Source organism: Bacteroidia bacterium, from assembly GCA_027493955.1.
Taxonomy (GTDB): Bacteria; Bacteroidota; Ignavibacteria; order SZUA-365; family SZUA-365; genus JAOSJT01.
Genome location: JAOSJT010000001.1, coordinates 4,120,264 through 4,132,628, shown reverse-complemented (window position 1 = coordinate 4,132,628; position 12,365 = coordinate 4,120,264). Strand labels below are relative to the sequence as shown.

Annotated in this window: 11 protein-coding genes; 6 read left to right on the top strand and 5 right to left on the bottom strand. The window is 57.1% G+C overall.

The window, feature by feature from the left end:
• Nucleotides 1-16: 16 nt before the first annotated feature.
• Both M5R41_15770 and M5R41_15765 read right to left on the bottom strand, forming a co-directional pair.
• A complete protein-coding gene (locus tag M5R41_15770) occupies nt 17-331 on the bottom strand; it encodes a hypothetical protein (protein ID MCZ7557856.1) in 315 nt (104 codons plus the stop codon).
• A gap of 11 nt (nt 332-342) precedes the next feature.
• Nucleotides 343-1,851 (bottom strand): YCF48-related protein, encoded by a 1,509-nt coding sequence (locus tag M5R41_15765; GenBank protein ID MCZ7557855.1) that lies wholly within the window; start codon nt 1,849-1,851, stop codon nt 343-345.
• Nucleotides 1,852-2,174: 323 nt separating this feature from the next.
• Here M5R41_15765 and M5R41_15760 point away from each other — a divergent pair, with 323 nt between their 5' ends.
• The 5 genes from M5R41_15760 to ndk all read left to right on the top strand — a co-directional run bounded on the left by M5R41_15760 (nt 2,175) and on the right by ndk (nt 7,108).
• Nucleotides 2,175-3,002 (top strand): hypothetical protein, encoded by an 828-nt coding sequence (locus M5R41_15760; GenBank protein MCZ7557854.1) that lies wholly within the window; start codon nt 2,175-2,177, stop codon nt 3,000-3,002.
• A gap of 5 nt (nt 3,003-3,007) precedes the next feature.
• Complete coding sequence (gene amrS, locus M5R41_15755; GenBank protein ID MCZ7557853.1) at nt 3,008-4,084, top strand: AmmeMemoRadiSam system radical SAM enzyme; 1,077 nt, start codon at nt 3,008-3,010, stop codon at nt 4,082-4,084.
• Between the two features lie 129 nt (nt 4,085-4,213).
• Nucleotides 4,214-5,710, top strand: a complete 1,497-nt coding sequence (locus tag M5R41_15750) for a dicarboxylate/amino acid:cation symporter (GenBank protein MCZ7557852.1) — start codon at nt 4,214-4,216, stop codon at nt 5,708-5,710.
• 179 nt (nt 5,711-5,889) lie between these two features.
• On the top strand, nt 5,890-6,405 hold the full coding sequence (locus M5R41_15745) for a DUF5698 domain-containing protein (protein ID MCZ7557851.1): 516 nt from the start codon (nt 5,890-5,892) through the stop codon (nt 6,403-6,405).
• A 286-nt stretch (nt 6,406-6,691) separates the two neighbouring features.
• Complete coding sequence (gene ndk / locus M5R41_15740; GenBank protein MCZ7557850.1) at nt 6,692-7,108, top strand: nucleoside-diphosphate kinase; 417 nt, start codon at nt 6,692-6,694, stop codon at nt 7,106-7,108.
• Here the strand turns inward: ndk and M5R41_15735 are convergent, their stop codons facing one another.
• Both M5R41_15735 and M5R41_15730 read right to left on the bottom strand, forming a co-directional pair.
• Nucleotides 7,109-9,154, bottom strand: a complete 2,046-nt coding sequence (locus M5R41_15735; protein MCZ7557849.1) for an AAA family ATPase — start codon at nt 9,152-9,154, stop codon at nt 7,109-7,111. It lies immediately after the preceding gene.
• Between the two features lies 1 nt (nt 9,155).
• Nucleotides 9,156-10,262 (bottom strand): hypothetical protein, encoded by a 1,107-nt coding sequence (locus M5R41_15730; GenBank protein MCZ7557848.1) that lies wholly within the window; start codon nt 10,260-10,262, stop codon nt 9,156-9,158.
• A 128-nt stretch (nt 10,263-10,390) separates the two neighbouring features.
• On the opposite strand from M5R41_15730, the gene M5R41_15725 reads away from it, so the two are divergent.
• Nucleotides 10,391-11,623: a T9SS type A sorting domain-containing protein gene (locus M5R41_15725; GenBank protein ID MCZ7557847.1), complete on the top strand. Its 1,233-nt coding sequence runs from the start codon at nt 10,391-10,393 to the stop codon at nt 11,621-11,623.
• Nucleotides 11,624-11,827: 204 nt separating this feature from the next.
• On the opposite strand, the gene M5R41_15720 is transcribed toward M5R41_15725, so the two are convergent.
• Entirely contained in the window at nt 11,828-12,355 is a 528-nt protein-coding gene (locus tag M5R41_15720; protein ID MCZ7557846.1) for a hypothetical protein, read from the bottom strand.
• Between the last annotated feature and the right edge of the window lie 10 nt (nt 12,356-12,365).

Genomic DNA, 12,365 nt, shown 5'->3' with positions numbered 1-12,365 from the left:
AGTTGAATGGGTGTTGTCAGGATTGAGAATGGAACAACGAGAAGACCAGGAGCATCAACAGGGAGATTCCCATGGAAACGGCTGCGGTGATCAGAAGAATTTTCCATGGAGACGTCTGTCTGTTCTGCAATTCGAAGGTATGAAAGAACGTGAGATTCGCGATAGACGCATACAGAAACACCATGGGAAAAACACCATCCATTCCCGAGGGGACGCCGACGACATGAGCCATGAACATCGTTGTCGCAAAAGCGGCGAGTATGCACAACAGCGCCTGGAGCAGCAGAAGCACCGCCCGTTCTACCCTTCCCTTGGATGTGTCGTCCTTCATAATCTCCTGTCTTACAGAAGCACCATTGGTGCTGAAAGTATATGTGTGGCGCTTCGCAGAACCGCGATGTACAATCCCGTCCTGTGTGTCCCGCGATTCCATCGCCACTGATGCGAGCCGGCCCGTGCCGCGCCGGAAAACACCGTTTCCACACATTTTCCGGAGAGATCGTACAGACCGAGTTCGATCTCCGCGTCGTTCGCGAGTACAACATGCAGTGTCGCGACACCGGCGACAGGATTCGGTGATGCGGTAATCTTCCAATCAGGCGACACGGCCCGATGCAGCACCGTTTCCGCCGCGACAGCGGATGTACCGTCATAGTCCACCTGTCTCAAACGGTAGCGCAACGCGTTCAGACCAGCTTCGGGCCGGTCCATGTACTGGTAATCGCGGCGTCCGGGTACATCACCGCCTCCGGCGACGAATCCCAGCGGTTGCCAGACACCGTCATGCCAACGTTCGATGTAGAAGCCAAAATTCTGAACCTCTCCAACCGTGCTCCATTCCAGTACTACGGCACCTCCATCGATGCTTCGGGCGGAAAAATGCGAAAGCTCCACCGGCACACCGCCATTGGTGGTCTTTTTCGCAAGCCCGTTATCCCCGACGACAACGCCGTTGTTCGCATCGGTGAAGAAGACAGAGTTCAGATCGAGGCCGGTGCCGCTCACCTGCTGCGTCCAGGTCGTTCCGCCATTCGTCGTCCGTAAGATGGTGCCGGACCTGCCGATCACCGTGCCTGTCTGCGCGTCGCTGAAAAACATCCTTCGCAAGTCCACCGTGACACCGGATGAAACCGGAGCCCAGCTCTGTCCTCCATCCGTCGTCGTGAGGAGTTTGCCGTCGTCACCGCATATCCAACCGGATTGGAGGGATGTAAAAAAAACATGATTCAGATCAACTGTCACGCCGCTGGAAACACTGGTCCAGCTGCCGCCTCCGTTGGACGTGAGCAGGATCGTTCCTGCATCCCCGACGATACATCCGAGCAGGGGATCGGTGAAGAACACGCCATTGAGATTCGACGGAGTTGCTGAGGTCATGGGAAACCAATTCGTCCCGGAGTTGGTCGTCCCGATTATCGTGCCCGACGCTCCCACGGCGCAAAAGCTGGTGGCGTTGGCATAATCAATGGCGAAGATGTCGTGCAGATCGGCGGTGGTTCCGCTCGATGCCGCATTCCAGGTGTAGCCGCCGGAAGTGGAAAACAAAAGAGTTCCGGCGTCACCCACCACCCAAAGCACCGGCGTGGAGAATCCTGCCACCACGACCTTGCGTAAACGCTGGCTGCTCCCGCTGGGTGCGGAAATCCAGCTTGCGCCGCCGTTGGTCGTTCCGACGATGCTCCCACTGGCACCGACCGCAATCATCTGGAGCTGGGAAACGGAAAACACGCCCTCAAGATCGCGCGTGGTTCCGGTGTTCATACTGGTCCAACCAATCTGCGCATTGACGGCATCGCAGAAAAGCGGGAGAAGCAGGAAAATGAGGAAGATTCCATGGCGATGTATGTTCATCAAAGTACTCAACGCTGTTGCCGGTAATTGCATCCCATAAAATAGCGTATCGTAACCAGAGTGTCCACCCGCACAATCCATGCGGACCCGGACAGGATTCTTGGCTTCGGGCGCATCACCGCATTGCGACGTCTCGATGCACTTCCGATTGTCTCGCCGGTCTCCCCTGTGTCTTCATCCGCAGCATGTGACCTGCGACAGGTGTGCATTTCCCCTCCAGGCGGAACGGGATGTTCACCCGCCGGCTCAGCAGACAGGCAGCCTCGCTCTTGAGTTCCTCGACCCAAGCCGGTACATTACTGAGTACACAAACCTGGATAGCCATGAAACCCTTCTCTTCTCTCCTCCTATTCGTTGTATTTCCCTTCGCCCTGCACGCACAATCCGTTACGTTCACCGCGCATCCCGTCGCGACAGGGGTATCTGTCGAGCGCGTCGATTCGCTGGGAATGGCGCTGGATGTGAAGATGGACGGCAGCGAGGAAGTACTCATGACGCAAACCAATAAGGAATTCCGTCACTACACCCTCACCGTTCTCGAAGCGGACGAGCGAAGGCTGACCAAGGCCCGTCTCGACGTACACAAGGCATGGGAAGTTGGCATGGCCCTCGGCGGCGCACAGTTCGATCTCGCGATTCAGGGAAAATCCTATCTCTTGACGTACAGCGATACGGGCTTGTTCGTGGAATATGCCGACGGCACTCCGACACCGGATGCAGAGGGCAACCTGGTCCGCAATCTCGCGGGCAATAGGGAAGAAAATGCGTTGCGGCCGATTCTCGAAGGACGGACGATGGAAATCGGCGACACCTTGGCTCTGAGGGACGAACTGCTGCAATCGTTCCTCGCCGTGTTCGGAAACAAAAACATGCACCTGCGTGAAGCGACACTGAAGCTTATCGATATCCGCATGGTGCAGAACATGCGCTGCGCGGTGTTCGAAATGCATTTCATACTTGCCGGCGACCAGTCCGCTGTGGAAATGGAAGTGGACATGACTGCCGAAGGAGTCATCGCGGAGGAATCTCTCTGGCCGGTAAGCCTCGTCATGGACGGCGTCATGCGGGGCTCTGCATCGCAACAGGGTATGCTGTTATTTATCAATGGTACGGTGAAAGGAAAAAAGGAAGAAACGTACAAGAGGCCCTGACGCATATGGAACACCCCGCGCATCCCACCCGCCACTGGCATGCGCTCCCCGACGGGCGCGTGCGATGTGATGTCTGTCCCCGCGCCTGTACCATGGCCGAAGGACAGCGGGGCCTGTGCTTTGTCCGGCAACACAGCGCCGGGACTGTGGTGCTCACGACCTACGGACGTTCCAGCGGCTTCTGCATCGATCCCATCGAAAAAAAACCGCTGAACCATTTTTATCCGGGTTCACCGGTACTGTCGTTCGGCACGGCGGGCTGCAATCTCACGTGCAGCTTTTGTCAAAACTGGCATATCAGCAAATCCCGTGAGACGGACACACTGGCGGATGCCGCCATGCCTGAAGACGTCGCCGAAGCTGCCGAGCGCTATGACTGCCGCAGCGTTGCGTTTACCTACAACGATCCGGTGATTTTTCTGGAATATGCGACGGATACCGCCGCTGCGTGCCGGGAACGCGGCATCGCTTCGGTCGCCGTCACCGCCGGCTATATCTGCGATGCGCCTCGACGAGAATTCTTCGCCGCCATGGATGCCGCGAATGTGGATCTCAAGGGCTTCACCGAATCCTTCTATAAACGGCTATGCTCCGCCGAGCTCGAAGCGGTGAAGGACACGCTGCGCTACCTCCGTCACGAGACCGAGGTGTGGCTCGAAATCACCACACTGCTCATCCCCGGGGAAAACGACAGCGATGCGGAAATCGACACGATGACGCAATGGATAGCCGCGGAGCTTGGAACGGACGTTCCGTTGCATTTCACCGCCTTTCATCCGGATTTCCGACTGCTTTCTCGCGCGCCCACACCGGCGACGACGTTGCGACGTGCGCGCAGTATTGCGTCGGACAACGGTCTGCACTATGTGTACACCGGCAATGTGCGTGACGAGGAAGGGGGCAGCACCCGCTGTCCCTCCTGCGACGCCCTGCTCATCGGTCGCAACGGCTATGACATCACCCACTGGGGCATGGATGCGCAGGGACGTTGCGCCGCATGTTCGTATCCGATTCCGGGGCGCTTCGACAGGCAACCCGGCGGCTGGGGCTCACGGCGCGCACCGGTAACTATCGGCGGCTGATGGTATTGCCCGCCGCGTAAGCAATGTCCTTTCTCCTGACGCATTCGTACACCGGAGCGGGCTTGCGCGGGGTTTCTCTGTAATACATCATGTGCTATCTTCCGCAGTACTGCATGTAATGGAGTCGACATGAAATTTTCCGCACCGCCGCTGCACGTTCAGATTTTACTGGGATTGATTTTCGGAGCAGTGTTCGGTGTGCTGTTCAGCGTGGATACTCATCTGCTGTATCTCGCCACAGGCAGCGGCGATGACGCGCGACAGATCGAGTTGCGCGATTGGGACAGCGCCACATTACGGGCAGGAGACCAGGAACGCACCTTTGGCCCCGATCAGCAAATCGAAATGCTGCAGGGCTTTGGGCGTCTGCGCAAGCAGCATCCGTCGGTCGAAATCGTGGCCCGGGTCAACGGTGACGAGGTCCGTTACTCCCAGGTCACGGCGGTGCAACGGGAGCGCACCATCGCAACGGCGATCAAACCGCTGGGTGATATTTTCATCCGCCTGCTGATGATGATCGCGATTCCATTGGTCTTCGCCTCACTGCTGGTCGGTGTGTCCAGTCTGCATGATATCGGCCGCATGGCGCGCATCGGCGGAAAAACCATAGCGTTCTACATCGGCACCACTGCCATAGCGATCAGCATCGGACTGCTGTTCGGCAATGTCATTCAGCCGGGCGACCGCATGGACAGCGCAGCCCGGGATCGCCTCATGGCCGCCTATCAGGAGGACGCGGCTGCGCGTATTCAGGAAAACCTCAGCATCGATGTTGTCGATTACCTTGTGAATCTTGTCCCGAAAAATCCCATCCGCGCCATGGCCGATGCGGAAATGCTGCAGATCATCGTGTTCGCCTTGCTCATGGGAATTGCACTGCTGTTCATAGAGAAACAAAAGGCGCATCGCATCACCTCCTTTTTTGATGCAGTGAGCGATGCGATGATCGCTTTGGTGGATCTCGTCATGCGCATCGCACCCTATGCCGTGTTCGCGCTCATTGCCGCCACCATCGCGGAATTCGGTTTCGGTATACTGCAGACGTTAATCTGGTATGTGCTCGCGGTGGTCGGAGGACTGGCGGTACAGACCTTCATCGTCTATCCTTTGTTGTTGAAAATCTTCGCCCGTCCGGTGCGTCTGATGGATTTCCTGCGTGGCATACGTCCCGCGCAGCTCGTGGCGTTTACCACCAGCAGCTCCGCCGCCACACTGCCTGTGAACATGGATTGCTGTGAAGATATCGGCGCCCCGAAGTCCATCACCGGTTTCGTACTCCCGCTCGGTGCGACCATCAACATGGACGGTACTGCGCTCTATCAGGGTGTCGCGGCGGTGTTCATCGCTCAGGTGTATGGCATGGATCTCTCGCTCACACAACAACTGACGGTGGTGCTCACCGCCACGCTGGCCTCCATCGGCACCGCGCCGGTGCCCGGGGTGGGCATCGTTATGCTGATCATCGTACTGCGCTCCGTGGGTGTGCCGGAGGCTGGCATCGCATTGATTCTCGGAGTGGACAGACTGCTGGACATGTGCCGGACCATCACCAACATCACCAGCGACGCAACGGTGACGATGGTCGTCGCTTCAACGGAGGGCGTGTTTAAAAAATCCGGCTCCTAGACCACAGACAGTCGCCGACGGTCATTGATGTTTGATCGGGCACCCGATTGCTCTCCCGGGAAAGCTGTGGCCATCGCTCTGCCTTCTGCTCCTGCGGCTTCGCGATCCCGGAGTATGGATGTTTCGGAAAATCTCCTGTAGATTATATCGGTTTTTGTAATCACAATTTCCGCACCATCATGGATTTCGCACTCAACGCTTTGCTCATCTTTTTCCTCCGCATCGGCGACGTGTCCATCGGCACGCTGCGAACTCTTTTTACGGTGCAGGGAAAAAAGAAACTCGCACCGCTGCTCGGTCTTTTCGAGTCGCTGATCTGGGTCATAGCCATCCGGCAGATTTTTTCGCAGCTCGACAACCCCTGGAACATCGCGGGCTATGCCTGCGGCTTCGCCACGGGAACACTCATCGGCATTCTGATCGAAGAGAAACTCGCCATCGGCTTCCATCAAATCTACCTCATTTCGCGCCACCATACGGATCAGATCGCCGATGAGCTGCGAAAGAACCTCTTCGGTGTCACCATCGTCCCCGGGGAAGGCGGCAGCGGAGGGACGGCCATCATCACCTCCATGATCCGCCGCAATCGTCTGAAGGAATTCCAGGGCATCGTCGAGAAAATTGATCCAGGCGTTTTTATCTCCATTCAGAACGCCATGCTGTACCGAGGATTTGTGCACGGCTCCCGCAAATAGACCACAGAAAAAGCAGAAAAGATAGAAGGGGAAGTAACGAAAACGACGTCCTTCCCGTCGGCCGGCAACCGACGGTTACGCTAGCCGTTTCCCACCTCTTCCGGCAGAATGATTCCCTTCAGCCGCGGCGAACCGTATGCCTCCGCGGCGGACCGATTCACGAGGAAGCCCTCCCTCCCATCGTCGCAACGATACCCGACATCTCGGGGAGCTACGAATCACGCAAAAAAATACGTATCTTACCAAGTTTGATTACATTCACTCAATTTTATCCAACAGGAAACACATGGAACGCACACTTGCAATTGTCAAACCCGATGGCGTCGCCGCAGGCGTGATCGGGGAAGTCGTCAAACGCATCGAGCAGGAAGGCCTGCGCATTATCGCTATGCGTATGGAACACCTCACCCGCAGCAAAGCCGAAGGATTCTACTACGTCCATCGCGAACGACCCTTTTTCCAGGGACTCATGGAGTTCATGACGTCCGGCCCCGTGCTGCTCATGGCCCTCGAAGGCGAAAACGCCATCAAGCGCTGGCGCACGCTCATGGGCGCCACAAACCCGGAAAACGCCGATCCCGGCACCATCCGTCGCGACATGGCCACGAATATCGAACGCAATGTGGTCCATGGCTCGGACGCCCCGGACACAGCGTCGTTCGAGGTGAACTACTTCTTCGTCGGTACGGAGTTGATGCAGTAATCAGGAACTGCCGGATTGCAGAGCCGAGGACGTGCGCGGAAAGGCGGATCGCACGTACGCGGACAAATGGACATCGAGCTGCCTCTGCTCGAGGATGGCCGCAAATTCCGCTTTCCCCGCGAATCGTGTGTTGATCACCCAGGCAATGATAGCCTGTACTATCCCTCTGTGGCGGCCGCTGTATGCGGCCGCTTCCCGTAAGCGCAGCAATACTTCTGTGTCGCTCGCGCGATCGAACAACGCCAGCCCCAGCTTCGCGAATGCCGCATAGCTCGGATGCGATTCGCTCTGGGCGGCCGAGCGCAGGGAGTGCAGCGCAAAATCCGAACCACGTCCCGTCATCTCGCCCGTCAATGCGTACAGCAGATGCAGCACGGGATGCACGAACTGCCGTCGCTTCTCCGCGCGGTTGATATGCATTTCCAGCACCACATTCGCCTCGGCCGTGCTGCCCCGACGCAGCATCAACAACACGCGCGCGAGCAACGCCGAAAGCGAATCCCCTTCGCGCTCCTCCTGCGGCACGCTGATCGCCACCTGCTCCTTGTGTGCCATACGTGTTCGTATGGGACTGAGCTGCATGGCGTGCCTGTAGGACTCCAGCAACTGATCGATGGGTATACCGATGGTCGGAGCTAGCATGGCGAGCTGTCGGTGAATCTCCGCCTCATCCAGATCGTCGGGAGTATTCTGGGCCTTCAGCAACAGCGACTGATACTCCAGCTCGGGCTCATGCCCCAGGCGCGAATGCAGCATCAGCGCGGATGCGACCGAATTCTGCACCTCAGGATCAGTACCGTGCATCAATCGCAGGTCGTTCAGGTAATGTGCCGTCATGCGATGCAGCGATTCCTTTTCCTCCGCTGTCAACTCGTTATACAACGCCGTGTGTATGGCGTGCTGCGTGAAGCGGTACACGGTGGATTCCTTGCCGTTTATAAGCTTATAGCCCACCTGCTCCAGGACGCCGTGATTGGACTTGACCCGGCGCAGCGAGCGTATGAGCTCCAGCGTGGGACGCTGTGTGAGATGCATCAATTCGTGCAGGGAAAACTCGTACCCCAGCACCGAAGCGGTCAGCAACAGGTGCAGGTCCTCCTCGTTCAGCGCTTTCATCAACCATGAGTTGACCAGACGTATCTCCGCCGGTAACCCAAGATAGGTTTCCAGATCTCCCTGTACCACGCCGTTCTCGTCAATGATGCCGACGTGCAGCAAGTGCTGAATATACGACGAGAGGAAAAAGGGATTCCCGCCTGTCTTCTGCTCCAGCCACAGGTACAAGTCCGGCTGACGGCCCGCAGCGGGGAAACGCATCGTGTAGTAATCCCGCAGTTGCAGGCTTGTGAACGGTGGCACGACGAGTTCGGTGCAATTGTCGCCCTGCGTGCTCTCCGTGTACAGACTCAGCAACTCGGTAATCCCGTGCAGCTCATCGCGACGCGTGCTCAGGACCACGGTGATGCGCGAAGCACGGTAACGCACCTCGGTGAAAAAGCGGTACAGCGCTTCGATGGTTGGCACATCGGACCATTGCACATCGTCAATGGCGACGATGACCGGCGACTCCTCGGCGATGTGCATCAGATCGTCGAAGTATTCCCGCACGAAGTTGGAGAAATCCACCTCGCGCGTACCGTTCTTGAATTCATTCAGATCGCGCCGGATTTCCTTGACGCCGTAGGCAAATTCCCCGACGATGGGTATCATCGCCAGAACGGTGAGCGAAATGTTCTTGATGAGATTCAGCTTACGACGCATGCTCGCCTGATTGGTGAGCAGGCTTTCGAGTGCGTCCTTCAGCGGCTGATGCGGCTTGAGTATGGTGGTGGACTGACTGCCGATGGGCGAACTGCACTGTGCATACGATACCAGCGCCCTGCTGCGGGCTTGCTCCAGATAATTCTGAAGAAAGAGCGTTTTGCCCTGACCCGTTTCTCCGAACAGCCACACCACCTGCAATCCGGCATGCACACACCGCTCGAAGGCGCGGTCCATCTCCTGTGCCAGATCAGGGCGAGGTATGAAAAATCCTTCACTGTCCATGTCAGGAAGTCCGTTTCTTTTCCGCTTCCTTCAGCATCATGCTCAATATTTCGTCGAGCAGACGTTGTTCCTCGTATTCGGCAATGCTGTCGGTTGTCGTGACCCCGCCCCCGCCTTTCGCGACCGAACCGCTCAGAACATCGTGCAGCGTATCTGTTTGCTGTTTGAGCGCGTCCCGCTGTTCTGCCTCCAGTTCCTTGACCACACGGTCCAACCGCTCTTCTTGTGCCGATCCGGCGAAGGTGATCATGAGAATGATGAGCAGAATGAACTCGATGGACAATGCCATGAGAATGAGCGAGGGCTCCTCGGCGGGGATGAGTTTCAGACCACGGAGTCCGATGACAAAGATGAGGATGGCCGCGCCGCCGGATACCAGCCCCTGAATGAGGTTCCCGTACGATGCGGAAATGCGGTAGCGGAAATAGAACTTCAGCGGGATAAACGGATTGCGCACCTTTTTTTCCACCCAGTCCCTGACGCTGATATAATCCGTCAGCTCAAAAATGACCACTTCGGGGAGGGTGGTGAAGAGTAACAATTCCTCGCGCTTTTGCCGCGGCAGCTGTATCATCTCGAGAAAGTCGACGTTGTGCGCTTCGAATTGCTTGCGGAGCAGTGAATAGATGTGATTGATCTCTCGATAGAGCTTTTTCCGTATCCAGGCGATGTCGCCTTCCACAGGGATGAACATGGAGAGGAGAAATGCGAGCAGGGATGCGACGAAAATATGCAGCGGAAAAAAGGCGATAAACGGATTTATGAAATACAGTGTCTGTTCTGTCTGCATCGCGTGCTCGCGTATGCGCTTTTTGCCGAGCAGAACATTCATGGTCGCATCTGTCGGATTAAGCTCCCCGGCCCGTATCGTGTAGAAGAGGTCGTTGAGATGCTCGCGCTGCTGCGAGGTGTACTCACTCTGGGAGAGATTGCGGCTCATGACCACCCATTCGCCGGGGATCACATTGGTGAAAAACTCGTAATTCGGAAAAAATGTGTCGATCGATCCTTTGATCGCCGATTCCTGCAGACTGACGCTCCCCGCAAGAAACAGGAGAAAAAAGAACGTAAATGCGATGAACCCTGAGCTATTGCGTGTTTCTGACATGCGCTTTGAGATCTGTGTTCCTGCAAAGTAGAGAATTACCCGTTCAGGTAAAACACATCCGCAACCATAGGGCAAATTCTTCGTACCATCTCTGGTGTCAATCTTCGAGAAGCGAGAAAGTTTTTTCCATGATATACAAGATCCTCTTTTCCCTGATTCTGCTCTTCGGAGCAGCCATACCGTCGTACGCGCAGTGGACGCGTGTGGCAGATGTACGCGAGATGGTGTATTCCTTCGCGCAAGCCGGTACCACCCTCTATGTCGGCGGCGATACGCGTGTGTTCCGTTCCCTCGACGCTGGTGACAGCTGGACGGCGTGCTCGCCGTTCCCCCATGACGCGGAGGGTGTACTGGCGATGACCGTCTGGAGAAACATGCTCTTCGCGGGAACCATGGTGCACGGCGTATTCGCCTCCAGCGATCTCGGCGATACCTGGAGCCGCATCGGCGAGGGCGATCCGCGCATGACTGTCACGGCGTTGCTCGTACACAACGATACGCTGTATGCCGGAACGGATGGATCCGGTATTTACGCGGTCGGTCTGGAGCATCCCGGCGCGTGGCGCGAGCGCAATGACGGTCTGTTCTGGTGGACCTCCTACACCATCAACACCCTGTTCGCAACACCCACGCATCTGCTCGCCGGCGCAGGCGCCAATGGGCATATCTTCCGACGCGAAGCCGGTACGGAGTCGTGGTCGGAGCTGCTGGTGGACGAACGCTTCTCCAATGACCTCACCGCCTACGCCTTCCATACGCATGGCGATGCGTTGCTGCTGGGCGGCAACGCGGGCATACATCGCGGCGCTATGGATGGCGCGCAATGGTCCTATGTCGGTGTCTCGTCGCTGCCTCTGCTCGACGTGATCGGCTTCGCGGAACACGACGGAAAGCTGTACGCCGCCGTGCAGCATGGCGGCGAGTATTTTATCGCTCAGAGTCACGATAACGGTAACAATTGGAATGTGACGGATCACGAGTTCGCATTGCTGTTCAGCATCACGACCCACGGCAACATGTTGTACGCCGCGCGGGAAGACGGTTTGTGGAAACGTCCCTTGAACCAACCACAGCAGACCGACAGACCGCGGACGCGCGAAACCGCGCGCATCATCAGTGTGTACCCGCAACCAGCGACCTCGGCCGTCACCGTCAGCTTTTCTATCGAACATCCCGGCAACCATCGGCTGATCCTTACCGATCTGCTTGGCCGCGAAATCGCGTACCTCTCCGAAAACGCCATCGCGACGGGAACGCAACTACGCAGCTTCAATACGGCAGGGCTGCCACCGGGGAGCTATGTGTTGCGGCTCGAAGCCGCGGGTGCCCGGCATCAACGGACCTTCACCGTCGTTCGTTGACTACTACCGTCGTGAACCCCGCGTAACGGGGATCCTGACTCTCACAGCAGACGGACAGCACGAAAAAACAGAAAAGGTGTGCCGGGAAAAGCCGCAGCACACCTTTTCACTAACTATTCTACGCAGAATGACTGCTCCTGCCTTTCGTCCTCCGGCACCGCGACATTGATCGCCGACGTTGCGGAAACGGTGCGGCTGCAGGGATCAGCGCCGTATGCTGAGTCCGAGTATGATGCCGAGGGCAATACTCCATAGCGCCGCCAACCCGATCTGAAATTCGGTTGGGAGCAGAAATGTGACGGTGTGCGCCGGTATCCAGAACCATACCAGAGTTTTCAGCGCCGTTTCGATGCCCGCGAAGGACCAGCGGCGGAGAATGAGATTATCCTCGACGCGATGGAAATACATCATCTGCGGGCCGAAAAAAACATTCGTCACCACCGACACGCTGAACGCCCAGCCAAAGCCGTCGCGGCAGAACTCCGGCAGCATCCCGTGCTCGAGCAGGTTGAGCACCATGCCCTTCATCCCGGTAAAACCGTACTTGATGACGATGCCGAGCAACGCCCAGGCGAGCATTTTCCCGAACATCTCGAGCGGAGTATTGGGGAGTCCGATTTTCTTACTCCGCAGGGTGTGGGAGATGATTTCACCCAGTGTCCCGAGAATTCCGAATTGAATTGCCGCCGACAACATCGGCTGCTCCGTGACCCAGGAAATGTACCAGTTCATGATTCCAGTG

Excerpts from the sequence above, each read along its gene's own strand:
- M5R41_15725 (MCZ7557847.1), top strand. The coding sequence starts at position 10,391 with ATGATATACAAGATCCTCTTTTCCCTGATTCTGCTCTTCGGAGCAGCC.
- M5R41_15730 (MCZ7557848.1), bottom strand. The coding sequence starts at position 10,262 with ATGTCAGAAACACGCAATAGCTCAGGGTTCATCGCATTTACGTTCTTT.
- M5R41_15750 (MCZ7557852.1), top strand. The coding sequence starts at position 4,214 with ATGAAATTTTCCGCACCGCCGCTGCACGTTCAGATTTTACTGGGATTG.
- M5R41_15760 (MCZ7557854.1), top strand. The coding sequence starts at position 2,175 with ATGAAACCCTTCTCTTCTCTCCTCCTATTCGTTGTATTTCCCTTCGCC.
- ndk (MCZ7557850.1), top strand. The coding sequence starts at position 6,692 with ATGGAACGCACACTTGCAATTGTCAAACCCGATGGCGTCGCCGCAGGC.
- M5R41_15735 (MCZ7557849.1), bottom strand. The coding sequence starts at position 9,154 with ATGGACAGTGAAGGATTTTTCATACCTCGCCCTGATCTGGCACAGGAG.
- M5R41_15720 (MCZ7557846.1), bottom strand. The coding sequence starts at position 12,355 with ATGAACTGGTACATTTCCTGGGTCACGGAGCAGCCGATGTTGTCGGCG.
- M5R41_15765 (MCZ7557855.1), bottom strand. The coding sequence starts at position 1,851 with ATGAACATACATCGCCATGGAATCTTCCTCATTTTCCTGCTTCTCCCG.
- amrS (MCZ7557853.1), top strand. The coding sequence starts at position 3,008 with ATGGAACACCCCGCGCATCCCACCCGCCACTGGCATGCGCTCCCCGAC.
- M5R41_15745 (MCZ7557851.1), top strand. The coding sequence starts at position 5,890 with ATGGATTTCGCACTCAACGCTTTGCTCATCTTTTTCCTCCGCATCGGC.
- M5R41_15770 (MCZ7557856.1), bottom strand. The coding sequence starts at position 331 with ATGAAGGACGACACATCCAAGGGAAGGGTAGAACGGGCGGTGCTTCTG.